Source organism: Tsuneonella litorea, assembly GCF_025154015.1.
Classification (GTDB): Bacteria; Pseudomonadota; Alphaproteobacteria; order Sphingomonadales; family Sphingomonadaceae; genus Tsuneonella; species Tsuneonella litorea.
In genome coordinates this window covers 15058-37996 of the sequence record NZ_JAOAMV010000008.1, presented here as the reverse complement: position 1 = coordinate 37996, position 22939 = coordinate 15058, and the positions used below count along the sequence as shown (strand labels likewise).

Sequence of the window (22939 nt, the reverse complement as noted above, 5' to 3'; positions counted from 1 at the left end):
CAGGGCGCGCGTCCAGCCGGATGCGAAGCGTTGCCAGCATCGACTTTGTCAGTAAAACGCGGGCTGCGGGGAGTGAGGAGAGGCGGATGAACAGGTTCGTGGCGGTACTGGCCGCGCTGGCGCTGGGTGCGTGCAGCCGCGCCGACGAGCCGGCGGCCGGCCCGGCCGTCTCACCGCCGACCGCAGGCGTGACCGACGCGATGATCGCCGCGGCGGCGGGCGGGGAATGGCTGACCCATGGCCGCGACTATTCCGAGCAGAGGTTCTCCCCGCTTCAGCAGATCGATCCCGCCACCATCGGCGAACTGGGCCTGGCATGGTTCGCCGACCTCGACACCGCGCGGGGGCAGGAAGCCACGCCCCTGATGCACGACGGGGTGCTCTACACCTCGACCGCCTGGAGCAAGGTGCTGGCCTTCGATGCCGCGACAGGCCGGCAGATCTGGGCCTACGATCCGAAAGTTCCGCGCGAAACGCTGGCGCGCGCGTGCTGCGATGCGGTGAACCGCGGCGTCGCGCTCTACGGCGACAAGGTCTACGTCGGCACGCTCGACGGCCGCCTCGTCGCCCTCGACGCGAAGACCGGCAAGCTGGCCTGGTCGAAGCTCGCCGTGCCGGACCAGGACAGCTACACGATCACCGGCGCCCCCCGCGCGGCGAAGGGCCTGATCCTGATCGGCAGCGGCGGCGCGGAATACAAGGCGCGCGGCTATCTCGCCGCGTTCGACTGGGCGACCGGCAAGGAGGTCTGGCGGTTCAACGTCGTGCCGGGCAACCCCGAGGACGGCTTCGCGGGCGAAGGCGTCAACGCAAAGGCGATGGAAGCCGCCGCGAAGACCTGGGGCGGCGAGTGGTGGACGCTGGGCGGGGGCGGCACGGTGTGGGATTCGATCGTCTACGATCCCAGGACCGACCTCGTGCTGTTCGGCACCGGCAACGCCGAGCCGTGGAACCCGGCCGCGCACGATCGGGGCGAGGGCGATGCGCTCTACACTGCGTCGGTCGTCGCGGTCGACGCGAGCACCGGGCAATACCGCTGGCACTTCCAGGAAACGCCCGAGGACCGGTGGGATTTCGACAGCAATGCGCCGATCATGCTCGCCGACCTCGAGATCGGCGGCAAGCAGCGCCATGTCGCGCTGCACGCGCCGAAGAACGGCTATTTCTACGTCCTCGACGCGGAGACCGGCGAATTTCTGGGGGCCAGGCCCTTCGCGACGCAGAACTGGACGACCGGCATCGACCCGAAGACCGGCAAGCCGGCGATCAACCCGGAAGCGCGCTACGAGAAGACCGGCAAGCCGTTCATCGCGTTGCCAGGCGGGTTCGGCGCGCATTCCTGGCATCCGATGAGCATGAGCCCGCAGACGGGCCTGGTATATATTCCGGCCAACGAGGTCGCCGTTCCCTACCTCGCCAAGAAGGACTGGAAGGAAAGCGCAATCGGGTACCAGACCGGGCTCGACGGGGCACCGGTATCGATGCCCGCAGACAGGGCCGTGCGGTCACAGGCAGCAGCGGCCACCACCGGGTCGCTGCTTGCATGGGATCCGGTAAAGCAGGCCAGGGCGTGGGTCGTGCCGATGAAGGGACCGTGGAACGGCGGAACGCTCGCGACCGCGGGCGGCCTCGTGTTCCAGGGTAACGCGGGCGGCGAGTTCGTCGCCTACGACGCGAAGACCGGCGGCAGGTTGTGGTCGTTTCCGGCGCAGACCGGGATCGTCGCCGCGCCGATGACGTACACCGTCGATGGCGAACAGTACGTGGCCGTGCTCGCCGGCTGGGGCGGGGTGTGGGACCTCGTCGCCGGCACGCTCGCCAGCAAGGCCGGCCCGGTGCGCAACATCAGTCGGCTGCTGGTCTTCAAGCTCGGCGGGGATGGCAAGCTGCCCGCGCCGCCTCCGCTGTCGAAGGCGGTCCTCGACCCGCCCGCGTTCAAGGGAACCGCGCAGCAGGTCGCCCGCGGCGGCGACCTTTACGCGCGGTACTGTTCGGTGTGCCACGGCGATGCCGCGGTGGCTGGCGGCCTCAACCCGGACCTCCGGCATTCGGGCGCGATCGGCTATCCGGACACGATGAAGTCGATCGTGATCGACGGGGCGCTGTCGCACAACGGGATGGTCAGCTTTGCCAAGGCGCTGCGCCCGGCCGACGCGGAGGCGATCCGGCACTACCTCGTCAAGCGCGCGAACGAGGACAAGGCGCTCGAAAACCGCGGCAGCTAGGCCGAAGGCCGGGGCGTTTGCCCTTGGGTATGCGCGCGCCGGCTGTTAGGTTGCCCGACAAAACCGATTCCAACCGCGGAGAGAGATTTGATGGCCCAGACCTACCCCTGCCTGATCGACGGCGAGCTCGTCACCACCGACACCACGCTCGAGGTGCTCAATCCCGCCAACGAGCAGGTCGTCGGCCTCGTCCCCGCGTGCGGCAAGGACGAGCTGGACCGGGCGGTGGCCGCCGCGCGCCGCGCCTTCAAGAGCTGGCGCAAGACCTCGGCCGAGGAGCGCCAGAAGGTCGTCCAGGGCATCGCCGCGGCGATCAAGGCCAATGCCGACGAGCTGTTCCGACTGCTGACCACCGAGCAGGGTAAGCCGCACGCGCAGGCGCAGCAGGAAATCTACGGCGCCGCCGGCCTCGTCGCCGCGCAGTCGACGCTGACGCTCGACGACGTGATCAACCAGGACGACGACACCCGCCTTTCGCGCACCCGCCGCGTGCCGGTGGGCGTGGTCGGCGGCATCGTGCCGTGGAACTTCCCGGTGATGATGGCGATGCAGAAGATCGCGCCCGCGCTGATCGCGGGCTGCACCATCGTGCTCAAGCCATCGCCCTTCACGCCGTTGACGACGCTCAGGATCGCCGAGCTGATCAAGGACGTGGTGCCCGCCGGCGTGGTCAACATCATCACCGGCGAGGACAGCCTCGGCCCGCTCATCACCGGGCATCCCGACATCGACAAGATCACCTTCACCGGCAGCACGGCGACGGGGAAGAAGATCATGGAAGGCGCCGCGAAGGACCTCAAGCGCATCACGCTCGAACTCGGCGGCAACGACGCGTCGATCGTGCTCCCCGACGCCGACGTGGCGAAGGTCGCCGAACAGCTGTTCTGGTCGAGCTTCTCGAACGCCGGCCAGGTCTGCATCGCCGCCAAGCGGATCTACATTCACGAGGACATCTACGACGAGCTGAGCCAGGCGATCGCGGAGTACGCCAGGAACGTGAAGGTCGGCGACGGCAGCCAGCAGGGCACCGGCGTCGGGCCGATCCAGAACAAGAAGCAGTTCGACCGCGTGTGCGAGCTGATCCAGGACGCCAAGGACAACGGCTACAAGTTCCTCGTCGGCGGTGACGTCGACCCGTCGGGCTCGGGCTACTACGTGCCGATCACCGTGCTCGACAACCCGCCCGAGGACGCGCGGATCGTCGCCGAGGAGCAGTTCGGCCCGGTCATGCCGCTGATGAAGTTCTCGACCACCGAGGAAGCGATCGAGCGCGCCAACAACTCCGAATACGGGCTCGCGGGCGCGGTCTGGACGAGCGATCCCGACAAGGGCGTCGAGATCGCCGAGCAGCTCGAGACCGGCACGGTCTGGGTGAACGAGTTCATGCACCTGTCGCCGTTCGCGCCGTTCGGCGGTCACAAGCAGTCGGGCTTCGGCGCCGAATACGGGATCGAGGGCCTGAAGGAGTTCACCTATCCGCAAGTGATCACGGTCAAGCGCAACGCCTTCGCCTGATCGCCGGCACCCGCGCGCGGGCTCTTGCACGCCCGCGCGCGGGGGTTCATCATCGCCGCCCGGAGGGGTGACGCATGGCGACAGCGGGATCTGATCGATTCGAACAATTCGGCGCGCTGGTGGGCTGGACGCACGAGGACCTCGGCGACCGGGTCATGGTGAAGGTGCAGTCGAAGCGTCCCGGATGCAGTGCCGGAGAGGTCGACGAAGTGCGCTACTTCATGACCAAGAACCAGGCGGCGGTTCTGGCGAACTACCTGTACGGCATTTCCGGCCGGCTTCCCCAGCCCGCGAAGAAGCGCCGCTGGTTCGCTTGAAACCCGCGCGCACGAGCCAGTCCTTTGCCGCGCATTTGCCCCCGCGGCCCCGTTCCATTCCCACGCCTGGTCGGCAACACGACCGATAGCCAGTTGTAACAACTGACGCCGGCCCGGGCTTCGCGCGCGCATTCGCCTTTGCCGATCGCGCGCGCTAGATGAGGAAAACGGGAGGCGACGATGGCTAAGGTACTCGGGGTTGGCGGCGTGTTCTTCAAGTCGGCCGATCCGGCGGCGACGCGCGAATGGTACGCGCGCGTCCTCGGCATCGCGTTCATGGACTGGGGCGGTTCGGTCTTCCTTCCGCAGGATGCCGCGGCGCACCCGGGCGCGGCCACGGTATTCAGCCCGTTCGATGCCGAGACCGATTATTTCGCGCCGTCGGACGAACCGTTCATGGTCAATTTGATCGTCGACGACCTGCAAGCCATGCTCGCCCGCTGCGCCGAGCATGGGGTCGAGCCGCTCTTGACGATGGCAGGCGAAGCGAACGGAGACTTCGCCCACGTGATGGATTGCGACGGCCGCAAGATCGAGCTGTGGCAGCCCAAGCCGATGGAATGACGATCAGCGCCGCGACAGCGCCGCCTCGCTCTCCGCCATCAGCTGCGCGATGATGTCCGCCACCGGCTCTTCGCTCTTGACCATGCCGACCGACTGGCCGGCCATCAGGCTCCCGTTCTCGATGTCGCCGTCGATCACCGCGCGGCGCAGTGCGCCGGCCCAGTAATGCTCGATCTGGAGCTGAGCCTCGGCCATCGGCAGGCTCTCGCTGTCGAGCAGGTTCGCGACCTCGCGCTGCTTGGCGCTGAACGCCTCGGTGCCCTTGTTCCTGAGCGCCCGGACCGGGATCACCGGCAGGCGCGGGTCGACCTGGACGCTTGCGATGGCATCGCGCGCGCCCGCACGGAAGAATGCCTTCTTGAAATCGGGATGAGCGATGCTTTCGGTCGCGCAGGCGAACCGGGTGCCCAGTTGGACGCCCACCGCACCCATCTCGAGATAGCCGGCGATCGCCTCGCCCCGACCGATCCCGCCTGCGACGAAGACGAGGTGGTCGGCGGACAGCTCGGGCAGGAATTCCTGCGCGAGAACGCTTGTCGACACCGGACCGATGTGACCACCCGCTTCCATCCCCTCGATGACCAGCGCATCGCCCCCCGAACGCAGCAGTTTCTTGGCAAGTGCCAGCGTGGGCGCGAACACGATCACCCTGGCGTCGAACGCCTTGATCGCCTCGACGCTGCCCTTGGGCGGAATGCCGCCCGCCAGGACGACGTGGCCGACGCCGTGCTTGCCGCACACTTCGATCAGGTCGAACAGCTGCGGGTGCATGGTGATCAGGTTCACGCCGAACGGCCTGTCGGTCATCGCGCGGGTCGCGGCGATCTCGGCGTCGAGCAGTTCCGGTGTCATGGCGCCGCACGCGATCACGCCGAACCCGCCCGCGTTGCTGATCGCGGAGACGAGGTTGCGCTCGGACACCCAGCTCATCGCGCCGCACAGGATCGCGTGATCGGTGCCGAGGAATTCGCGGCCGCGCGCCATTAGCGCCGAGGTCTTGGGATAGCTGCTCATGGGCGAGGCGCATAGGCGCGCGCCCGCCGGGCGGCAAGCGGCGCTAGAACGACTTGCGCAGCTCGAGCTGGACCGTCCGGCCAAGCGCGTCGCGGCGGATCTTCTGGTACGCCTGGGGCGCGAAGCCATCGGGGTCGGTCACGCTCTGGCGGCGATTGAAGACGTTGTCGATCACCAGCGTCATCCGGGCGCCCTTGGCCAGCTTGCTCTGGCCGAAATGGTCCCCAAGATCGGTGTAGAGCCTGGCATCGAGCGTGGTCAGCGAACCGAAGTCGAGCAGCTGGGGGTTCGCCAGCGACCCGTAGAGCAACTTGCTCGGCCCCCGCCTGCGGAAATCCATCCGCATTCCGCTTGCGCCATGCGTGAGCGCGAAATTGGCGCTCGTCGTCCCGCGTGGCTGGGCGCCGCCGAAACCGACCGCCGCGCCGTCGAGCAGGTCGATCACCGGGAGCCCCGGCCGGATGACCGAGGTGTTCGACAAGAGCTCGGTGTGCGACAGGGTGACCTGCAGCCTGGTCTGCTTGGTGCGATAGGCCGGACGCCCCCCGCTGGCGGCGACACGCCGCGGCGGCGGGCTCAGGGGCACTGCGTAGCGCACGCCCAGGCGGAGCCGTTCGCTGCGCTCGCGGGCGAGATTGATCGAACGGTTGTCGACGAGGACCAGGGTGCCCGAACTGTCGCGCACGAACCGGCCGGGAAACGCGGCGAGCACCGCGGGGGTCGGCTCGGGCAGCGCGCCGATCTGGTTGCGCAGGTCGTCGACGCTGTATTCGGCGTCGAGCTGAAGGTTGTAGGCCTTCCACGGGGTCGCCGTCACGGCGATGCTGCGGGTCCGCCGGTCCTCCGGCAGCAGGCCGGCGACGCCGCCGTAGATCGTGGTTACGTCGACCGTCTGGCCGGTGACCGGATCGAAGTAGGCGACATCCTCGACGATCGTGGCGGGCGCGGCGAGCAGGAACGGGCTGATCGCCGATTCGTCCCGCGTGGTCCGCGCCACCAGCCGCAGCCAGTCGGCCACCTGCCAGTTGAGGGCGAGCGAGCTGCGCATCAGCGAACCGAATTCGCCGAGATCCACGTATCCGATATCGAAAGCGAGGTCGCTGTCGCCGAGCGCGCCGAGCACACCCTTTTCGCTTGAGGTCAGCGGCAGCGACAGGCCGCCGCCGGCGCTGACCTGGCGCTGATCGAGGCTCTGCGCGCCACCGGTGGTCGATGCGCCCTCGAACGTTTCCCACCGCACCGAGGCCGATACGCGCGCCTCGATCGGCCCGGCCCACAAGTCGGCGAGCGGCCCCGAAGCTTCCGCCGCTACCGCGGTTGACCGGGAGGCGCTGTCGCTCCGGTTGGCGATCACCGGGATCCGCGCGGCGAGCGTCCCGTCGAAAGGATTGTCCGCGTTCGAAAGCGCCGGCAGCTGACCGGAATATTCGTAGGCCGAATGCGAAACGCGGCGATCGTAACGGCCGTTCAGGCTACCGCGCCACTTGCCCACGAGCGCGTTGAGCGTCACCGACACGCCCTGTGAATTCGACTTTGAACGGCTCACCAGTAGGCCGTCCGGGTTCTCGAGATAGAGGCTCACCGGCACGCCGAACGGCGAGAACGGATTGGCGGCCGGGATCGTTATCCGGGCGCGGGGCAGCCCGCCGAGGCTGCGGCTGTCGCTCCAGGTCGCATTGGCGTTGAACGACAGCGAGAACATGTCGTCGAGCTGGCGGTTGCCCGACAGCGAAAGATTGATCGGCCGCGACGCACCGCGCAGCGAGCGGAAATCGCCGCGGCCGCTCGGGTTCAGGGCGTTCGCGCCGGGAAGCAGCGCGGCCAGCGTGGGGGCGGCAAGGCCGGGCGGCAATGCGACCGAGGTGACGGGCGCGCCGGCCAGTGCGGTCAGCGCGGGCGAAACCTGGCTCATCCCGAACGCCGGCAGGACGTTGCCGCCCGCGGCGTAGTAGGTGTCCTCGGTACGGGGGACATAGGGTCGTTCGCTTTCGAGAAGGACGCCCGAATCGGCGCCCGTCAGCGAAAGGTTGAGGCGGTTCTGCCCCTGGATGTGGGTCAGCTGCAGTGCACCGCGCAGGCTCGACCAGCCCCCGTCGGTGGCGACCTCGTCGCTCGCGGTGACGACCGCAGTGCGCAATTGCCGCTTCAGCACGACGTTGTAGGCGCGCTGTCCCGCCGCGCCGTTGACGCGCTGCGCGGCGCCGCGCGGCAGCGTCTCGATCCGCTGGATCGCCTCCGGCGGCAGGTCGGCGATGTCGCTGGCATCGGCCACCGGCCGTCCGTTGACGAGAAACGCGGGGTTCTCGTCGCCGTTCTCCTCGCGGATCGCGTCGAGCACCTCGCCGACCGAACCGGCAGCATAGGAGGCCACGTCGTCCTCGCCATAAGTCTGCTCGACCGCGAAATTCCTGAGGCTGGCGATGATCGCCCGGTCCCCGATGACCACGATCGTGCCCGGAGGATCGGGCTCACGATCGGCGGGAGCGGGAGCGGGAGCAGGGGTCGGCGAGGGCGCGGGCGCGTCCTGGCTCGCAAGAGGGCTGCACCAGAACGGCGCAATCGCCAGCAGCAAGGCGGAACCCCGTCGCATCGCCGCGAAGGGACGGTTCGCCCGTCTCGCCATGCCGTGAAATCCCCCTCAGCGAGCCAACTCTCCCGCCGGTGCTGCCACCGGCGGGAGAAACAGCTTAAGCCCTGCCGACCCTGTTAGTACAGGTGATAGTCCGGCACGGAGGTAAAGGTACCGTTGCTGTTTTCGGTCCCGGCGCCCCAAATGGCGTGGTTCTTGAACCAGTCGGTGGTGCAGTTGGGGCCGGTATAACCGTTCTGAAGTCGCCAGCCGGTCGATTGCGTGTTCTTGCTGGTGGTGCTCGGCGAAATGCAGATCACGACCTGGCCGATATGGTATTCTCCGACGACAGTGATCTTCTCGCCGAAGTCCTCGAACGCCCGCATTCCGACCGTCTGCTCGCGGGGGACCGGGTCGAGCGCGACCGTGTCGACGAGGACCGGGGGATCCAGGTAGTCCTCGCCCGGTTCGTCGTAGGCGGGAGTTCCCTCGAACCTGCACTTCGGGCTGTTTTCGGGGAAGAATTCGTCGCCCCACCAATCCTGGCCGTTGTCGCGAAGCTGCTCGCAGTTCCTGCGCACCGCCTCTTCGTCTCGGCCATGATAGTCGTCGAGAATCACGTAGACGCCGACAGCCCGGTGATGGATCGGCTCGCCCTCGTGGAACACCGCACGCGAGATCGCGCACGATGCGGCGTAGCTGAAGGTCGAGTCGAAATCCGCTTCGAAGAAATAGGTGCTGTGGGGATAGTAGCCTTCGCTCGACCATTGGTCGCCGAACATATTGACGCTTCCGCCGATGCGGAACGGGTCGCCGCGAATTTCCTTTACCGACGGGACGTAGTCGCCGAGCGGCTGGATGGTGGATTCATCGACGACGCGCGAACCGCCGACCTCGGTCGGGCCGGCGATCAACGTCGCGTTTCCGGGGATGACCTCTCCGCTCCACTCATCGCCGTTTCCGGTGTCGCGTGCGTCCGCGAGGGCGTCGCATTGCGCGGTCATCTCGGGAAACACCTCGCCGAGATACTCGGGCACCGGATCGGGAACGATATCCGCATAGGCAGGGGCCGAAAGGATCGGCGAGAGCGCGGTTGCGCACATCGCCACAAGGGCAATGGACTTCTTCATGACTAGTGCCTCCAGCTAGTCCCGGCCGGTATTCCGTGCTCCAGGGCAAGAAAAGGCAGCGCACGACTCGAAACCGCTGCTAACAACGGAGGATGTTATGCCGTTATCATTTAACTTACTAGAGACTTACGATGGGTTGCCCCGAAAGAGATCGTTTCTCTTGTACGGCACTAACTAACGATAACTACTATGTGCTAACTTTCGTTAGTGTAAACGACTTGCTCAGTCGCTCGCATCGAGCCCGTAGGCGGTGTGCAGCACGCGCACCGCGAGTTCGGTTTCGTCCTCGTCGATCATCACCGAAACCTTGATCTCGGATGTCGAGATCGCCTGGATGTTGATCCCGCGTTCGGCGAGCGCCTTGAACATCGTCGCCGCGACGCCCGCGTGGCTCTTCATGCCCACGCCCACCACGCTGATCTTGGCGATCTTGCTGTCGGTGATGATGCGGTTGAAGCCGATTTCCGCGCGCTTGTCTTCGAGCAGCGCCTGGGCGCGGGCGAGGTCGGCCATCGGCACGGTGAAGGTCACATCGGTCTCGCCCTTGTCGCGGCCGACGTTCTGGATGATCATGTCGACGTTGATCGAGGCCGCCGCGAGCGGCTCGAAGATGTGCGCCACCGCGCCCGGCTTGTCGGGCACGCGGGTGAGGATCACCTTCGCCTCGTTCTTGTCGTGCGCGATGCCGGTGACGTGCTGGCGTTCCATCTCGCCCTTCTCCACTAGGTCGTTCATTTCCTCTTCCGACACGATCATCGTGCCGGGGAGGTCGTCTGCCGGGACGGCGTCGTCGCCGATGAAGCTCGAAAGGACCTGCACCCGCACGCCCTCCTTCATCGCGAGGCCGACCGAACGGGTTTGCAATACCTTCGCACCGACCGAGGCCAGCTCGAGCATTTCCTCGTAGGTCACCGCCTTGAGCTTGCGCGCCTTGGCGACGATCCGCGGGTCGGTGGTGTAGACCCCGTCGACGTCGGTGTAGATGTCGCACCGGTCGGCTCCGATCGCCGCCGCCACCGCCACCGCCGAGGTGTCGGACCCGCCGCGCCCGAGCGTCGTCACCCGGCCGTCGCCGCCGACACCCTGGAAGCCGGGGATCACCGCGATCTCGCCCGCCGCCATGCTGGCGAGCACGGCATCGCTGTCGATGTCCTCGATCCGCGCCTTGGCGTGCGCCTCGATCGTGCGGACCGGCAGCTGCCAGCCGAGCCACGAACGCGCCTTGCACCCCAGCGCCTGCAGCGTCAGCGCAAGAAGGCCGCTGGTCACCTGTTCGCCGCTCGCCACGACGACGTCGTATTCGGCCGGGTCGTAGAGCGGGTTCGCCTCGCGGCAGAAGTTGACCAGCCGGTCGGTCTCTCCCGCCATCGCGGAAACGACCACCGCGACCTCGTTGCCGCCGGCAGCTTGCTTGCGCACGATGTTCGCCACGCGCCGGATGCGCTCGGTGCCGGCCATCGAGGTGCCGCCGAATTTCATCACGATCCGCGCCAAGCTCGTCATGCTCCTGCTGGATGACCTGTGCCCGCGCTGTTAGGGACCGGGCATGAGCGATGCAACATCCCCGGCGCATACGAAAACTTCAAGCACGCCAACCATCGGTCCGCCGACCATCCGACCGGACGAGGCGGCGCATTTCGGCAGGCTGGCCGCCGAGTGGTGGGACCCCCGGGGCTCCTCGGCGATGCTCCACCGGCTGAACCCGGTACGGCTCGCCTTCGTGCGCGCGGCGGTCGATGCCCACTGGCACGGGGATCCCGACAGCATCCGCCCGCTCGCCGGCAAGACCGCGCTCGACGTCGGCTGCGGCGCAGGACTGCTGTGCGAACCGCTCGCGCGGCTGGGCGCGGCGGTGACCGGGGTCGATGCGGCGCCCGAGAACGTGGCCGCCGCTGCGGCCCATGCGGCGGGATCGCGGCTCGCCATCCGCTACCTGGCGGGCGAGATCGGCGCGCTCGACATCGGGCCGTTCAACCTCGTCACCTGCATGGAGGTGATCGAGCACGTCGCCGACAAGTCCGCGTTCCTTGCAGCCCTTGCGGCGAAGCTGGCGCCCGGCGGGCTGATGGTGCTGTCGACCCCCAACCGGACCGCCCAGTCGCGCCTGCTGCTGGTGGGCGCGGCAGAGGCCGTGGGACTCGTGCCGAAGGGGACGCACAACTGGGACGATTTCGTCACGCCCGACGAACTGCGCGAGCTTCTTGCCGCCGCCGGCCTTTCCATGGGCGCGCCGCAGGGCATCGCCTTTTCCCCGGCGAAGGGACTGCACCTGTCGTCCGACCCGTCGCTGAACTACATCGTTACCGCGACGCGGACCGCCTGACCCCAACCGCGAGCGCCGGATCGTCGGTGAACAGTGCGTCGACCCCGGTCGCGGCCAGAATGTTCCACGCGGCCGGGTAATTGCCCTTGGTGCCCTCGCCCGACCCGATGCGCAACGGCGGCGGAAGAAAGGCGTTTTCCTTGCGCACGGTCCAGCCGTGGACCTGTAGGCCCGCGGCGTGCGCGGCCTCGACGAGCCCGGTTGACGCGCCGTCCACGCCCACCAGCATCCGCACATCCGGCCCGATCGCGTCGGCATAGCGGGCAACGTGCGCGAGGCCCGTGGGCGTGACCATCTCCGCATAGGACATCCCGGCTTCGTCCGCCGGACCGCCGGTCGTCGCGACGAGCTGGACCAGCGGCAGGTCGGTCAGCCGGTCGAGCCGCTGGAGCGGAGCGACCTCGAAGCACTGGACGAACAGGGGTATGGCCTTGCCGTCGAGTCCCTCCTTCTTCAGCGCCCCCACGAACAGGTCGACGCTGTCGATACCCTGCTGAAGCAGGAATGCAGGATGCTTGAGCTCGGGGTAGAGGCCGACCGTGCGCCCGGTTTCGGCCTGCTTGGCTCGGACGAGCGCGACGATCTCGGCAAAGGTGGGGACCTGGTAGAGGCCGTCGAAGCGCGCGTTCGCGGGCCGCAGCCCGGTTAGGCGCTCCTTCGCGCGCAATGTGCGCAGTTCGGCAAGGGTGAAGTCCTCGGCAAACCACCCGGAGACCAGCGCGCCGTCGATCTCCTTAGTCTTGCGGCGGTCGGCGAACTCCTCGCGCGCGGCGACGTCGGTGGTGTCGGACAGCTCGTTCTCGTGGCGGGCGACGAGGACGAGGTCCTTCGTCACGACGAGGTCCGGTTCGATGAAGTCCGCGCCCGCGTCGATCGCGCGCTCGTAGGCGGCAAGGGTGTGCTCGGGCCGCTCCCCGCTCGCGCCGCGATGGGCGATGATCATCTGGGCATGGCCGGGCGCGGAAAAGGCCAGCGCGGCTAGGAGGAAAAGGATTCGCATGGCCCGCGTTCTGGCGATCCCCGCCTGAATATCAACCGAGCGCGGCGGCGATCGCCGCCCGCGCGGCTGCCTCGCGCGCCTGCCAGTCGCCCCCGATCGTCTCGTACCGCACGCCGGTGCGCCGCAGAAGGTCCTCGGCGACATCGGAAAACTGGCGGCGCGCTTCGTGAAGGCCGAAGAACCGGGTACCGTCGTAAACCCATGGCACGTCGGGCGCGAACAGCAGGTAGAGCTCCGCCTTGTCGTAGGCGAGCAACTCGCCCGGAATCTGACCGAACAGCATCTGCGCCCACGCGGCCGTCATCAGCGGATCGGTATCGAGCAGGACCAGCGGCGGCGCACCTGCACGGGCGCACTGCATCAGCCGGTCCTGCTCGCGCGCGATCGCCAGGAGGTGGTCCATCGTGAAATCGGTGCCCGCCGTCTCGGCATGGGTGCGCCCGTATTCGGGCACGAGCGGACAGCCCCATTCCTTTGCAAGGACGCCTGCGAGGGTCGACTTGCCGGTGCCTTCGGCACCGTGAAAGCAGACCCGGATCATGCTGGCGCCCTGCGCGCCGCGCGCGCCCATTCGCGAAAGCCCACCACCGACAGGATCAGGAACGCGGCGTAGAGCACGGCCAGGAGCTGGAGGTCGCGCGCCAGGTAGAGGGCGATCGAGGCTACGTCGATCGCGATCCACAGCACCCAGTTCTCGATCCTGCGAAAGCTCAGCAGGAATTGCGCCGCGACGCTCGTCCCCGCGATCGCGCTGTCAGCCATTGGCAGCGCGGCATCGGTCCAGCGCGAGAGCGTCAGCCCCAGCGAAAGGCTGACGGCCGCGGTCGCCGCGCCCCACGCGAGCCGCGCGCGCCAGCCGAGCCAGCGCACCGGGACCGTGTCGCCGGCGCCGCTGGCGTGGCTCCACAGCCACCAGCCCCACGCGTTCACGACGAAGAAGAACACCTGCAGCCCCGCCTCCGCATAGAGCCGCGCCTCGAACAGGACGATCCCGATGCAGGTCACCATCGCCATCGCGGCGGGGAAGTTCCACACCGAGCGGCGGATCAGGAGCACGATGTTGACGAAGCCGAGGACGGTCCCGGCGACTTCGAGCGGGCTCACGCGAGCTTGCGCTCCCACTCGTCGGCGTCGAACCCCACGAGCACGCCGCCCGGGTAGTCGACCACCGGCCGCTTGATGCACGAAGGCTGCGCCACCATCAGGCGCATCGCCTTTTCCGCGTCGAGGTCCTCCTTCTGCTCGGGCTCGAGGCTGCGGAAGGTCGTCCCGCGCCGGTTGAGCAGCCGTTCCCAACCCACCGCCTGAACCCAGGATCGCAGCAGGTCGGCGTCCGCCCCTTCCTTCCTGTAGTCGTGAAAGGTGTATTCGACGCCGCTGGCGTCGAGCCAGCCACGTGCCTTCTTGACCGTGTCGCAGTTTGGAATGCCGTAGAAATCGATGCTCAAGCCCCGGGCCTTTCGAAGCGGTGCACGCGCACGTCGCCGCAGGCGAACAGCGTGTACTGCGCGTAGTAATCCTCGCGCCCCTTGTGCTGGACCGCGCGGTGTTCGGCAAGCCGTCCCCAGGCGCGTGCCGACGCCTCGTCGTCCCACTCGCTGATGGCGACGACCTCGCCATCGTCCGCGGTGTAGGACTTGAAGCTGCGATAGCCGGGCTGGGCGGCGGCGAGTGCCTCCATCGCCGTTGCGTCTGCCGCATAGGCAGCCAGGTCCATGTCGGGGCGCTTGCGGTTGCGGAACACGACGAGGAACATCACTCGGCGCTCCCGGTCAGCCGCCGAGGTGTGCGTCGGCGATCGCCACCGCCAGCGCGTCGGCGGCGTCGGCCCCGGCTACCGCGACGCCCGGCAGCAGGACCCTGAGCATCGCCTGGACCTGCGCCTTCTCCGCACCGCCGGTGCCGACGACCGCCTTCTTCACCAGCCGCGCGGCGTGCTCGCGCACCGGCACCCCGGCGCGCCCGCAGGCGGCCAGCACCGCGCCGCGCGCCTGCGCGAGCTTCAACGTCGACTGCGGGTTCTTGTTGGCAAACACCTCCTCCACCGCGACCCGGTCGGGCGCATAGGCCGCCAGCACCGCGGCGACCGCATCGTGCAGGTGGTGCAGTCGGTCGGGCATCGGCGCCTTCGCGTCGGTCGGCACTTCCCCGTTGGCGATGTGGGTCGTGCGCGACCCTTCGATCCGGATCACGCCCCAACCGGTGCACGAAAGCGACGGGTCAAGGCCGAGGATCACCATCGGTCGCGCGCGGCTAGAGCCGCAGGCCCAGCCGCGGCCCGACCTGCATCATCGCGAGATACAGCACGACGGTCAGCGCGCATCCGGCTGCCAGCGCGAGCCAGAAGTTCACCCCGCTGCGCAGCAGGACCGGGATCACGAGGAACATCGGCAGGCTCGGCAGGACGTACCAGAAGGTCGCCGCCGAATGGATCGCCATGTTCTCGGCATCGGGCCGCGCGTGCCACAGGAAGATCATGCCCAGCACCGACACCAGCGGCAGCGAGGCGACGATCGCCGCGGTCGCAGGCAGGCGCCGGCCGATCTCGGATATCGCCGCGATCATCGCCCCGGCGAGCAGTGCCTTGGCGACGACCGCCCAGCTCATCCGCCGATCTTCTCGAGGATCTCGTCCGAGACCTCGTAGTTGCCCCACACGGTCTGCACGTCGTCGTCGTCGTCGAGCGCGTCGACGAGTTTCAGGAGTGTGCCGGCGTTGCCCTCGTCCACCTCGACGGTGATGTTGGGCTTCCATGCAAGCTTCACGCTCTCCGCCTCGCCGAGCGTCTTCTCCAGCGCACCGGCGACTTCGTGCAGCGCCTCCATGTCGGTCCAGATCGTGTGGCCGTCCTCGGTGCTCTCGACGTCATCCGCGCCCGCCTCGATCGCCGCCTCGAGGACCTTCTCCTCGTCACCCGCGCTCGCCGGGTATTCGATCAGGCCCTTGCGCTCGAACCCGTGGCTGACCGCGCCGGTGGCGCCGAGGTTGCCGCCGTTCTTGCTGAACGCGGTGCGCACGTTGGTCGCGGTGCGGTTGCGGTTGTCGGTCAGCGCCTCGACGATCAGCGCGACGCCGCCGGGGCCGTAGCCTTCGTAGCGGACCTCCTCGTAATCGTCGCCCTCGTTGGCGCTCGCCTTGTCGATCGCGCGCTGGATGTTGTCCTTGGGCATCGAGGCCGCCTTGGCGTTGTTGACCGCCAGCCGCAGGCGCGGGTTCATGTCGGGGTCGGGTGCGCCCATCTTCGCGGCGACGGTGATCTCGCGGCTGAGCTTCGAAAACTGCGCCGAGCGCTTCTTGTCCTGCGCGCCCTTGCGGTGCATGATGTTCTTGAACTTGGAATGGCCTGCCATAAGTCCGTTCTTGTAGTCGTGATTTCAGGGAACGGGGGCGCATTAGCCGCATGAGCGGGCAACCGACAAGAGCCGGGTTGGCTTCGCGCACGCCTGCGCAGTGGCGCACGTGGGCATCCTTCGTGCGCCAGCCCGCCCTGCCCGACCGCGCGGTCCTTAATCCGCGACCAGCCTTTACGGCCGTCTTCTCGCTGTTCGGGCTCGACCTGGCGCTGATGGCGCTGCTGCTCGGCGTCCTGTCGCTGGCGTTGCAGCTGGGCTTCCAGATGCCCGCGCACATGCTCGACCAGGTGGACCTCAAACCGGGCGTGCTCGCGTTCATTGTCCTCGGCGCGCCGATCGCGGAGGAAATCGTCTTTCGCGGCTGGCTGTCGGGCCGGATCGGCCACATCCTCGCAAGCCCCCTCGCGATCGCCGCGCTGATCGCGCTGCCGGTCGCAGGAACCGCCTTCGAAGCGGGCGACATGGGCCGCGCGCAGGGGTTCCTCGGCGCGGGGGCCGTCGCCGCCGCCCTTGCCGCCGCGGCGCTGTTCCTCTTTCGCAAGCGCAAGGCCATCGGCTTCGTCCAGCGCCGTTTCGCGTGGTTCTACTGGGCAAGCGTGATCGCATTCGCTGGCATCCACCTGACCAACTTCGCGGCCGCGGGCGTCGCCGCGCTGCCGCTGGTCCTGCCCCAGTTCCTGCTCGCCATGATCCTGGGCTACTTGCGCGTGACCTTCGGCCTGTGGAGTTCGATGCTGGCGCATGTGCTCCACAACGCGCTTTTCATCGCCCTTGTCCTGGCGGGCGCGGGATGATCGTCAGATCGTGACGGCGGTCCCGCTGACGCTGACCATCAGCATCGATCCGTTCTGGCCGAGCACCTCGTAGTCGATATCGACGCCGACGACGACGGTCGCGCCAAGGTCCATCGCCTCGCGCTTCATCTCGGCGATCGCCTCCTTGCGCGCGCGGGCGAGAACCGCCTCGTACTTGCCCGAACGCCCGCCGACGATGTCGGTGATCGAGGCGAACAGGTCGCGGAAGATGTTCGCGCCGACGATCACCTCGCCGGTGACGATGCCGTGATAGCCATGGATCGCGCGCCCTTCGACGGTGGGCGTGGTGGTGACGATCATGCCATCGGCCGCGTCGGAACCGCCCGCCTTGCCGCCGTTCGAATCGCCCCAGGGGTTGGGCCTGCTAGCCATTGACCACCGTTCCTCCGTTGGGATGCAGCACCTGTCCCGACATATAGCTCGAATCCTCGCAGGCGAGGAAGAGAAACGCGGGCGCGACCTCGTTCGGCTGGCCGGGCCGCCCCATCGGGGTGTTTTCGCCGAAGTGCTCCATCTTCTCCTTCGACGATCCGCCAAAGGGGTTGAGCGGCGTCCAGATCGGCCCCGGCGCGACCGCGTTCACGCGAATGCCGTCCTCGACCAGGTTTTCCGACAGCGAGCGGGTGAACGCGGTGATCGCGCCCTTGGTGCTCGAATAGTCGAGCAGTTCCTTGCTGCCCTTGTACATCGTGATTGAGGTGCAGTTGACGATCGCGGCGCCGCTTTTCAGGTACGGGCGCGCGGCCTGGACCATGTAGAACATCGAGAAGATGTTGGTCTGGAAGGTCCGCTGGAGCTGCTCGGCGGTGATGTCCTCGATGGCCTGGTCGGGATGCTGCTCGCCCGCATTGTTGACCAGCACGTCGAGCCGGCCCCAGCGGTCCATCACCGCGCGGACGAACCCGTCGCAATGCCGCGGATCGCCCAGGTCGCCGGCGGACAGCAGGACCTCGGCTCCTTCGGCCTCGCACAATTCGCGGGTCCTGTTCGCGTCGTCGTGCTCCTCGAGGTAGGCGATCGCGACCCTAGCGCCCTCGCGCGCGAAAAGAACCGCCGTGGCGCGCCCGATCCCGCTGTCGCCGCCGGTGACGATCGCGACCTTGCCGTCGAGACGCCCGGAGCCGGGATAACGCGGCTGCCACTGGGGCTTGTCGGCCATCTTCGACTCGTGGCCCGGCATCCGGGGCTCTTCGGGGGTTTCCTCGACGAACGCCTTTTCGACGGCTTCGGGCTCGGCGGTGTCGCTGCTCATGGCTGGCTCCTCGAACTGGTGGTGTCGAGGATGCAATGGACGAGCCGCGTGCCCCGTTCCGGCCACCGCGCCCGATTGCGGTCAGCCGAGGCCCAGCGCCGCCTTGTAGGTGTCGAGCACCATTTCCATCTCGGCCCGGTCGTCGGGCTTCATCTTCCTCAGGCGGACGATCTGGCGCATGATCTTGGCGTCGTAGCCAACCGCCTTGGCCTCGGCGTAGACGTCGCGGATGTCGTCGGCGATGCCCTTCTTCTCTTCCTCGAGGCGTTCGATGCGCTCGATCAGCAAGCGCAGGCGGTCGTCGGTGGCTTCGGCCATTTGAGTATCAAGGCTCCGGTGAATCAGAATCGGTTGCCGGTCCGATAGCCAGACCGCCGGGACGTTTGAAGCCCGCCAATCCGTCGCGTGGAAAACTATTCCGCCGCGTTGCGCTGCAGGCTCGCCTCCATGCGGTCGAGCTGTTCCTGCGTCGCCGGCGACTGGCGGGTCGCCTTCCACTCGTCTGCCGGCATCCCGTGGATCAGTTCGCGCGCGGCGGCCTTGTCGCCGTCGTACCCGGCGTCGCGGATCCAGTCGGCAAGGCAGTTGCGGCAGAAGCCCGCCAGCCCCATCAGGTCGATGTTCTGCGCGTCGTGCCGGTGGCGCAGGTGGCGCACCAGCCGGCGGAACGCGGCGGCCGCCTGTTCGTCGGGAAGCGCGTCGAGCGGGTCCGCATTCGTATCCATTGAAACCGTCGCTCCTCAAGCTGTCTTGTGTTGCGCCCGCGCCATGCCATAGGCGGCGGGTCATGCAGAAGCTCGAACCGCGCAAGCGCAAGGTCAAGGTCCTCGCCACCATCGGGCCGGCGAGCCGCAGTCCGGCGATGCTGGAAAAGCTGCTGCGCGCCGGCGCCGACGCCTTCCGGGTCAACATGAGCCACGGCGCCCATGCCGACCACGCGGCGACGATCAAGGCGATCCGCGATCTCGAGAAGGCGAGCGGGCGGCCGATCGCGATCCTGGCCGACCTGCAGGGCCCCAAGCTGCGCGTGGGGACCTTCAAGGACGGGCAGGCGGTGATCCGCCATTCGGGGCACTTCACGCTCGACCGCGACCCGACGCCCGGCGACGAGACCCGTGTCGAACTGCCGCACCCCGAACTCTTCGAGGTGCTCGAAAAGGGCCAGCGCCTGCTGATCAACGACGGCAAGATCCGCCTGAAGGTGATCAAGGCCGAGGCCGACAGGATCGTCTGCTCGGCCGAAGTCGGCGGAGTCATCTCCGATCGCAAGGGGGTCAACGTCCCCGATGCCGAGGTGCCGATCCCCGCGCTCACCGAGAAGGACCGCAAGGACCTTGCCTTTGCCGTGTCACAGGGCGTCGACTGGATCGGACTGTCGTTCGTCCAGCGACCCGAGGACCTGGCCGAGGCGCGCAAGCTGATGGGCGGCTACGGTGCGCTATGCGCCAAGATCGAAAAGCCGAGCGCGGTCCGCCGCCTGCCCGAACTGCTCGAGCTGGCCGACGGGATCATGGTCGCCCGCGGCGATCTCGGCGTCGAACTCGACGCATGGGAAGTTCCGCCGCTGCAGAAGAAGATCGTCAACGCCGCCCGGAACGCCGGCAAGCCGGTCATTGTCGCGACGCAGATGCTCGAATCGATGATCGAAAGCCCCAGCCCGACCCGCGCCGAGGTGTCCGACGTCGCCAACGCGGTCTACGACGGGGCCGACGCCGTCATGCTGAGCGCGGAAACCGCCGCGGGCGACTGGCCCGAGGAAGCGGTGGCGATCATGGACCGCATCGCGATCCAGGTGGAGCGCGACGACGCCTACCTCGAACGCGTGCGCCTTCTCGACACGCCGCCCGACCGCACCACCGCCGACGCGCTCAGCCATTCGTGCATGACCATCGCCGACACCGTCTCGGTAAGCGGGATCATCGTCTTCACCGGCAGCGGCAGCACAGCCCGCCGGGTCGCCCGCGAACGCCCGAGCGTGCCCATGCTCGTCCTCACCCCCAGCGTGAAGACCGCGCGCCGCACCGCGCTGCTGTGGGGCGCGCACGCCGTGGTGACGAAGGACATCGGCAGCTTCGAGGAGATGATCGCCAAGGGCAAGCGAATGGCGCTGCGCCACGGTTTCGGCACGGCGGGCAGCAAGCTGATCGCGCTCGCCGGCGTACCCTTCGGCACGCCCGGCAGCACCAACCTGCTGCACGTCGTGACGCTGACAGGCGACGAACTGGCCCGGCACTCCGGCTGAGCCGGGAGCCCTCGGCTAGAGCCCGAAGCTCTCGCGCAGTCCGTCGATCACGTATTGCGCGGCGAGCGCGGCGAGCAGCACCCCGAGCAGGCGGGTGATCACCGCCTCGACCCGCGCGCCGAACAGCTTCATCAGCGGGCTCGCGGCGATCAGCGCCAGCAGCGTGAGCAGCAGGACGGCACCTAGAGCAGCGAGCACGACGAGCGTATTCTCCCACCCGTCGGCCCGCGCAGTCAGCAGCATCATCGAGGCGATCGCGCCCGGCCCGGCGAGCATCGGCATCGCCATCGGAAAGACCGAGACGTCCTCCACCTCCGGGGTCGCGGCGATCTTCTCGGCCCGCTGCTCGCGCCGCTCGGTGCGCTTCTCGAAGACCATGTCGAGCGCGATCAGGAACAGCATCAGGCCGCCCGCGATCCGGAAGCTGTCGAGTTCGATGTGGAGCGCACCAAGCAGATTTTCGCCGAACAGTGCGAAGATCACCAGGATGATCCCCGCGATCAGGCAGGCGCGCACCGCCATCGCGCGCGACTGGGCGGCGGTCGCCCCCTTGGTCAGCCCGGCATAGATCGGCGCGCATCCGGGCGGATCGATGACCACGAACAGCGTGATGAAGGCGGAGAGGAAGAGTTCGATCATGACTGCGCCTAGCAGGCAGGAGCCGCAGTGCCGGAGGGTGCAGCCGGCACGGATGATGTGCGACGGAACACTTCCTCCATGTCGCCGTCGATCCGCGCCGTGACAACGAGCGTGCGGCTGCAGTCGGCGGCAAGATCGGTCCGCCAGTGCAGCGTGCCGTCGTCGGAGCGCCCCGATTGCCACGCCTCGCCGCGGCGGGCCTTTGGATCGCGCCTCATCCGGTTCGGCGTGCCCTTGGGGCATTCGGCCTTGCGGCCCGCGATCATCTCGCGCGCGGCGTAGTCTTCCTCGAGATCGAACCCCTGGTCGAGTACCCAGCGGTATTCACCGTCGTTCTGGCGCTGCCAGATCGTCGCGAAGCGAGTCCTGCGGCCCGAGGGATGGGTCGCCGGCCCGGTCGACAGCGCGAAGCTGCCGTCGCAGCTCACCCAGACCATGTCGGGGCCCCAGACGATCGGTAGCGCCGGGTCAGCCTGTCCCTTGAGCGCGGCCTGCACGCTTTCCCAGGCCGGTCCCGGCCACACCGCGTCCCCGGTCGCGTACTTGCGGAACGCGGTCCAGGTGCCGTCCTCGCGGGCCGCGCGGGCGAAGGCCAGTTCGGTCGCGATCACCGTGCTCGGCTCGCCGCGCGGGGCGATCGTGCGCGCCGCCGGATCGCGGTAGCCGGCAGGCCCGGCCGCACAGCCGGCCGCGGCGACGGCGAGCAGCACGACCGCGGGCGTGCGGACCATTGCCCTCGCGCTCACGGCAGGTTCTTCGGCGGCGGCAGGCCTTCGTGGCGATAGGCCGCGACCAGCGCGTTGCGCAGCAGGACCGCGATGGTCATCGGGCCGACCCCGCCCGGCACCGGGGTGATCGCCCCGGCGACTTCGCGCGCCTCGTCGAAGGCGACGTCGCCGACGAGCCGGCCCTTCGACGCACCGGGTTCGGGGTCGAGCCGGTTGATACCGACGTCGATTACGGTGGCGCCTGGCGCGATCCAGTCGCCGCGCACCATCTCGGGCCGGCCGACCGCCGCGATCACGATGTCCGCGCCGCGGACGACTTGCGGCAGGTCCCTGGTCCGGCTGTGCGCGATGGTGACGGTCGCGTTCGCGTTGACGAGCAGCTGCGCCATGGGCCGTCCGACGAGCTGCGAGCGACCGATCACCACGGCATTCCTGCCCGACAGGTCACCGAGCCGGTCCGCGAGCAGCATCATGCACCCCACCGGGGTGCAGGGGAACAGCCCGTCCTGCTGGTTGGCGAGCCGGGCGATGTTGGTATCGGTCAGCCCGTCGACGTCCTTGTCGGGGTCGATCAGCGCGATCACCGCCTTGTCGTCGAGATGCTCTGGCAGCGGCAGCTGGACGAGGATGCCGTCGACCGCCGGATCGGCGTTGAGCTGCCTGACCAGTGCCTCGAGCTCCTGCTGCGACGTCGCCTCCGGGAGCCGGTGCTCGAAGCTTGCCATGCCCGCGGCGACGGTCGCCTTGCCCTTGCTGCCGACGTAGACCTGGCTCGCCGGATCGTCGCCGACGAGCACCACTGCGAGGCCCGCCTTGCGGCCCGCCTTGTCCCCGAATGCGCGCGCCGCCTCGCCCACCTTCTCGCGCAAGGCAGCGGCAAACGCCTTTCCGTCGATGATGTCGGCGGCCATCAGTACGGCCTCAGGCTCTCGAGCACGATGATGACCGCGTAGATCAGCAGCAGCAGGACCATCGGCGAAAAGTCGATCGCGCCGGTATCGGGCAGGACGCGGCGGATCGGCCGCAACACCGGCTCGAACAGCCGCGCGATTGCGTCGTGCACCGCAGCGAAGAAGGTGTTGTCGCGGCCGATCACGTTGAAGCTGAACAACAGCCCGATGATGAACCAGATGATGACGAGCATGTTCGCGGTGTTCGCGAGCATGATGAAAATCTGGATGAGCGCGTCCATCGAAGGTCCTTGGATTGCTGGGTCAGGTGGGGCTCTAGCCGAGCGCTAAGGGGTGTATCAA

At 68.1% G+C, this 22939-nt stretch carries 27 protein-coding genes; 7 read left to right on the top strand and 20 right to left on the bottom strand.

What is annotated here, in order from left to right; translation table 11 throughout:
- Positions 1-86 precede the first annotated feature (86 nt).
- The 4 genes from N0B51_RS13735 to N0B51_RS13720 all read left to right on the top strand — a co-directional run bounded on the left by N0B51_RS13735 (position 87) and on the right by N0B51_RS13720 (position 4621).
- Positions 87-2225 (top strand): PQQ-dependent dehydrogenase, methanol/ethanol family, encoded by a 2139-nt coding sequence (locus tag N0B51_RS13735; RefSeq protein ID WP_259963152.1) that lies wholly within the window; start codon positions 87-89, stop codon positions 2223-2225.
- A 90-nt stretch (positions 2226-2315) separates the two neighbouring features.
- Positions 2316-3740 (top strand): aldehyde dehydrogenase family protein, encoded by a 1425-nt coding sequence (locus N0B51_RS13730; RefSeq protein WP_259963151.1) that lies wholly within the window; start codon positions 2316-2318, stop codon positions 3738-3740.
- Between the two features lie 74 nt (positions 3741-3814).
- On the top strand, positions 3815-4057 hold the full coding sequence (locus tag N0B51_RS13725) for a hypothetical protein (RefSeq protein WP_259963150.1): 243 nt from the start codon (positions 3815-3817) through the stop codon (positions 4055-4057).
- Between the two features lie 180 nt (positions 4058-4237).
- The gene (locus N0B51_RS13720) at positions 4238-4621 is read left to right on the top strand and encodes a VOC family protein (RefSeq protein WP_259963149.1); all 384 of its coding nucleotides are present in this window, start codon (positions 4238-4240) and stop codon (positions 4619-4621) included.
- Between the two features lie 3 nt (positions 4622-4624).
- Here the strand turns inward: N0B51_RS13720 and N0B51_RS13715 are convergent, their stop codons facing one another.
- The 4 genes from N0B51_RS13715 to N0B51_RS13700 all read right to left on the bottom strand — a co-directional run bounded on the left by N0B51_RS13715 (position 4625) and on the right by N0B51_RS13700 (position 10828).
- Positions 4625-5635: an NAD(P)H-dependent flavin oxidoreductase gene (locus N0B51_RS13715; RefSeq protein ID WP_259963148.1), complete on the bottom strand. Its 1011-nt coding sequence runs from the start codon at positions 5633-5635 to the stop codon at positions 4625-4627.
- A 43-nt stretch (positions 5636-5678) separates the two neighbouring features.
- Positions 5679-8258 carry a TonB-dependent receptor gene (locus tag N0B51_RS13710; RefSeq protein ID WP_259963147.1) on the bottom strand — a complete coding sequence of 860 codons (2580 nt, stop codon included), beginning with the start codon at positions 8256-8258 and terminating at the stop codon, positions 5679-5681.
- A gap of 83 nt (positions 8259-8341) precedes the next feature.
- Positions 8342-9334, bottom strand: coding sequence for a hypothetical protein (locus tag N0B51_RS13705; protein WP_259963146.1), 993 nt, complete (start codon positions 9332-9334; stop codon positions 8342-8344).
- 222 nt (positions 9335-9556) lie between these two features.
- Complete coding sequence (locus N0B51_RS13700; protein ID WP_259963221.1) at positions 9557-10828, bottom strand: aspartate kinase; 1272 nt, start codon at positions 10826-10828, stop codon at positions 9557-9559.
- Positions 10829-10880: 52 nt separating this feature from the next.
- Here N0B51_RS13700 and ubiG point away from each other — a divergent pair, with 52 nt between their 5' ends.
- The gene (gene ubiG / locus N0B51_RS13695) at positions 10881-11657 is read left to right on the top strand and encodes a bifunctional 2-polyprenyl-6-hydroxyphenol methylase/3-demethylubiquinol 3-O-methyltransferase UbiG (RefSeq protein ID WP_259963145.1); all 777 of its coding nucleotides are present in this window, start codon (positions 10881-10883) and stop codon (positions 11655-11657) included.
- Here the strand turns inward: ubiG and N0B51_RS13690 are convergent.
- Genes N0B51_RS13690 through N0B51_RS13655 form a run of 8 tightly spaced genes read right to left on the bottom strand, consistent with a single transcriptional unit; the run spans position 11635 to position 16007 of the window.
- Positions 11635-12657, bottom strand: a complete 1023-nt coding sequence (locus N0B51_RS13690) for a glycerophosphodiester phosphodiesterase (RefSeq protein WP_259963144.1) — start codon at positions 12655-12657, stop codon at positions 11635-11637. The two genes, ubiG and N0B51_RS13690, sit on opposite strands and share 23 nt — an antisense overlap.
- Before the next feature lie 31 nt (positions 12658-12688).
- Positions 12689-13198 carry an AAA family ATPase gene (locus N0B51_RS13685; protein ID WP_259963143.1) on the bottom strand — a complete coding sequence of 170 codons (510 nt, stop codon included), beginning with the start codon at positions 13196-13198 and terminating at the stop codon, positions 12689-12691.
- Complete coding sequence (gene pnuC, locus N0B51_RS13680) at positions 13195-13761, bottom strand: nicotinamide riboside transporter PnuC (protein WP_259963142.1); 567 nt, start codon at positions 13759-13761, stop codon at positions 13195-13197. The genes N0B51_RS13685 and pnuC overlap by 4 nt, the downstream gene beginning before the upstream one ends.
- Positions 13758-14105: an ArsC family reductase gene (locus N0B51_RS13675; protein WP_259963141.1), complete on the bottom strand. Its 348-nt coding sequence runs from the start codon at positions 14103-14105 to the stop codon at positions 13758-13760. Before N0B51_RS13675 ends, pnuC begins: the two co-directional genes overlap by 4 nt.
- Positions 14102-14413: an antibiotic biosynthesis monooxygenase family protein gene (locus tag N0B51_RS13670; protein ID WP_259963220.1), complete on the bottom strand. Its 312-nt coding sequence runs from the start codon at positions 14411-14413 to the stop codon at positions 14102-14104. The genes N0B51_RS13675 and N0B51_RS13670 overlap by 4 nt, the downstream gene beginning before the upstream one ends.
- 16 nt (positions 14414-14429) lie before the next feature.
- Complete coding sequence (ruvC, locus tag N0B51_RS13665) at positions 14430-14897, bottom strand: crossover junction endodeoxyribonuclease RuvC (protein WP_259963140.1); 468 nt, start codon at positions 14895-14897, stop codon at positions 14430-14432.
- 13 nt (positions 14898-14910) lie between these two features.
- Complete coding sequence (locus N0B51_RS13660; RefSeq protein ID WP_259963139.1) at positions 14911-15264, bottom strand: DUF3147 family protein; 354 nt, start codon at positions 15262-15264, stop codon at positions 14911-14913.
- The gene (locus N0B51_RS13655) at positions 15261-16007 is read right to left on the bottom strand and encodes a YebC/PmpR family DNA-binding transcriptional regulator (RefSeq protein ID WP_259963137.1); all 747 of its coding nucleotides are present in this window, start codon (positions 16005-16007) and stop codon (positions 15261-15263) included. The genes N0B51_RS13660 and N0B51_RS13655 overlap by 4 nt, the downstream gene beginning before the upstream one ends.
- Positions 16008-16129: 122 nt before the next feature.
- Between N0B51_RS13655 and N0B51_RS13650 the strand changes: the two genes are divergently transcribed.
- The gene (locus tag N0B51_RS13650; RefSeq protein WP_259963136.1) at positions 16130-16804 is read left to right on the top strand and encodes a CPBP family glutamic-type intramembrane protease; all 675 of its coding nucleotides are present in this window, start codon (positions 16130-16132) and stop codon (positions 16802-16804) included.
- 3 nt (positions 16805-16807) lie between these two features.
- Here the strand turns inward: N0B51_RS13650 and N0B51_RS13645 are convergent, their stop codons facing one another.
- The 4 genes from N0B51_RS13645 to N0B51_RS13630 all read right to left on the bottom strand — a co-directional run bounded on the left by N0B51_RS13645 (position 16808) and on the right by N0B51_RS13630 (position 18802).
- Entirely contained in the window at positions 16808-17125 is a 318-nt protein-coding gene (locus tag N0B51_RS13645) for a heavy metal-binding domain-containing protein (protein ID WP_259963219.1), read from the bottom strand.
- Between the two features lie 64 nt (positions 17126-17189).
- The gene (locus N0B51_RS13640) at positions 17190-18005 is read right to left on the bottom strand and encodes an SDR family oxidoreductase (RefSeq protein ID WP_259963218.1); all 816 of its coding nucleotides are present in this window, start codon (positions 18003-18005) and stop codon (positions 17190-17192) included.
- Positions 18006-18158: 153 nt separating this feature from the next.
- Positions 18159-18395, bottom strand: a complete 237-nt coding sequence (locus N0B51_RS13635) for a DUF2312 domain-containing protein (RefSeq protein WP_203111360.1) — start codon at positions 18393-18395, stop codon at positions 18159-18161.
- Positions 18396-18490: 95 nt separating this feature from the next.
- On the bottom strand, positions 18491-18802 hold the full coding sequence (locus N0B51_RS13630; protein ID WP_259963134.1) for a DUF1244 domain-containing protein: 312 nt from the start codon (positions 18800-18802) through the stop codon (positions 18491-18493).
- A gap of 62 nt (positions 18803-18864) precedes the next feature.
- On the opposite strand from N0B51_RS13630, the gene pyk reads away from it, so the two are divergent.
- Positions 18865-20319 carry a pyruvate kinase gene (gene pyk, locus N0B51_RS13625; protein WP_259963132.1) on the top strand — a complete coding sequence of 485 codons (1455 nt, stop codon included), beginning with the start codon at positions 18865-18867 and terminating at the stop codon, positions 20317-20319.
- Positions 20320-20334: 15 nt separating this feature from the next.
- On the opposite strand, the gene N0B51_RS13620 is transcribed toward pyk, so the two are convergent.
- The 4 genes from N0B51_RS13620 to N0B51_RS13605 are packed head-to-tail and all read right to left on the bottom strand — an operon-like array spanning position 20335 to position 22878.
- A complete protein-coding gene (locus tag N0B51_RS13620; protein WP_259963131.1) occupies positions 20335-20958 on the bottom strand; it encodes a MarC family protein in 624 nt (207 codons plus the stop codon).
- 8 nt (positions 20959-20966) lie between these two features.
- Positions 20967-21704 carry a hypothetical protein gene (locus N0B51_RS13615; RefSeq protein WP_259963130.1) on the bottom strand — a complete coding sequence of 246 codons (738 nt, stop codon included), beginning with the start codon at positions 21702-21704 and terminating at the stop codon, positions 20967-20969.
- Entirely contained in the window at positions 21701-22597 is an 897-nt protein-coding gene (folD, locus tag N0B51_RS13610; RefSeq protein WP_259963129.1) for a bifunctional methylenetetrahydrofolate dehydrogenase/methenyltetrahydrofolate cyclohydrolase FolD, read from the bottom strand. The genes N0B51_RS13615 and folD overlap by 4 nt, the downstream gene beginning before the upstream one ends.
- The gene (locus tag N0B51_RS13605) at positions 22597-22878 is read right to left on the bottom strand and encodes a YggT family protein (RefSeq protein ID WP_259963128.1); all 282 of its coding nucleotides are present in this window, start codon (positions 22876-22878) and stop codon (positions 22597-22599) included. The genes folD and N0B51_RS13605 overlap by 1 nt, the downstream gene beginning before the upstream one ends.
- Positions 22879-22939: the final 61 nt, after the last annotated feature.

Excerpts from the sequence above, each read along its gene's own strand:
- N0B51_RS13715 (WP_259963148.1), bottom strand. The coding sequence starts at position 5,635 with ATGAGCAGCTATCCCAAGACCTCGGCGCTAATGGCGCGCGGCCGCGAA.
- ruvC (WP_259963140.1), bottom strand. The coding sequence starts at position 14,897 with ATGGTGATCCTCGGCCTTGACCCGTCGCTTTCGTGCACCGGTTGGGGC.
- N0B51_RS13640 (WP_259963218.1), bottom strand. The coding sequence starts at position 18,005 with ATGCCGGGCCACGAGTCGAAGATGGCCGACAAGCCCCAGTGGCAGCCG.
- N0B51_RS13735 (WP_259963152.1), top strand. The coding sequence starts at position 87 with ATGAACAGGTTCGTGGCGGTACTGGCCGCGCTGGCGCTGGGTGCGTGC.
- N0B51_RS13630 (WP_259963134.1), bottom strand. The coding sequence starts at position 18,802 with ATGGATACGAATGCGGACCCGCTCGACGCGCTTCCCGACGAACAGGCG.
- N0B51_RS13725 (WP_259963150.1), top strand. The coding sequence starts at position 3,815 with ATGGCGACAGCGGGATCTGATCGATTCGAACAATTCGGCGCGCTGGTG.
- pyk (WP_259963132.1), top strand. The coding sequence starts at position 18,865 with ATGCAGAAGCTCGAACCGCGCAAGCGCAAGGTCAAGGTCCTCGCCACC.
- N0B51_RS13655 (WP_259963137.1), bottom strand. The coding sequence starts at position 16,007 with ATGGCAGGCCATTCCAAGTTCAAGAACATCATGCACCGCAAGGGCGCG.
- N0B51_RS13730 (WP_259963151.1), top strand. The coding sequence starts at position 2,316 with ATGGCCCAGACCTACCCCTGCCTGATCGACGGCGAGCTCGTCACCACC.
- ubiG (WP_259963145.1), top strand. The coding sequence starts at position 10,881 with ATGAGCGATGCAACATCCCCGGCGCATACGAAAACTTCAAGCACGCCA.
- N0B51_RS13620 (WP_259963131.1), bottom strand. The coding sequence starts at position 20,958 with ATGATCGAACTCTTCCTCTCCGCCTTCATCACGCTGTTCGTGGTCATC.
- N0B51_RS13710 (WP_259963147.1), bottom strand. The coding sequence starts at position 8,258 with ATGGCGAGACGGGCGAACCGTCCCTTCGCGGCGATGCGACGGGGTTCC.
- N0B51_RS13645 (WP_259963219.1), bottom strand. The coding sequence starts at position 17,125 with ATGATCGTCACCACCACGCCCACCGTCGAAGGGCGCGCGATCCATGGC.
- folD (WP_259963129.1), bottom strand. The coding sequence starts at position 22,597 with ATGGCCGCCGACATCATCGACGGAAAGGCGTTTGCCGCTGCCTTGCGC.
- N0B51_RS13720 (WP_259963149.1), top strand. The coding sequence starts at position 4,238 with ATGGCTAAGGTACTCGGGGTTGGCGGCGTGTTCTTCAAGTCGGCCGAT.
- N0B51_RS13705 (WP_259963146.1), bottom strand. The coding sequence starts at position 9,334 with ATGAAGAAGTCCATTGCCCTTGTGGCGATGTGCGCAACCGCGCTCTCG.
- N0B51_RS13690 (WP_259963144.1), bottom strand. The coding sequence starts at position 12,657 with ATGCGAATCCTTTTCCTCCTAGCCGCGCTGGCCTTTTCCGCGCCCGGC.
- N0B51_RS13660 (WP_259963139.1), bottom strand. The coding sequence starts at position 15,264 with ATGAGCTGGGCGGTCGTCGCCAAGGCACTGCTCGCCGGGGCGATGATC.
- N0B51_RS13670 (WP_259963220.1), bottom strand. The coding sequence starts at position 14,413 with ATGTTCCTCGTCGTGTTCCGCAACCGCAAGCGCCCCGACATGGACCTG.
- N0B51_RS13685 (WP_259963143.1), bottom strand. The coding sequence starts at position 13,198 with ATGATCCGGGTCTGCTTTCACGGTGCCGAAGGCACCGGCAAGTCGACC.
- N0B51_RS13635 (WP_203111360.1), bottom strand. The coding sequence starts at position 18,395 with ATGGCCGAAGCCACCGACGACCGCCTGCGCTTGCTGATCGAGCGCATC.
- N0B51_RS13605 (WP_259963128.1), bottom strand. The coding sequence starts at position 22,878 with ATGGACGCGCTCATCCAGATTTTCATCATGCTCGCGAACACCGCGAAC.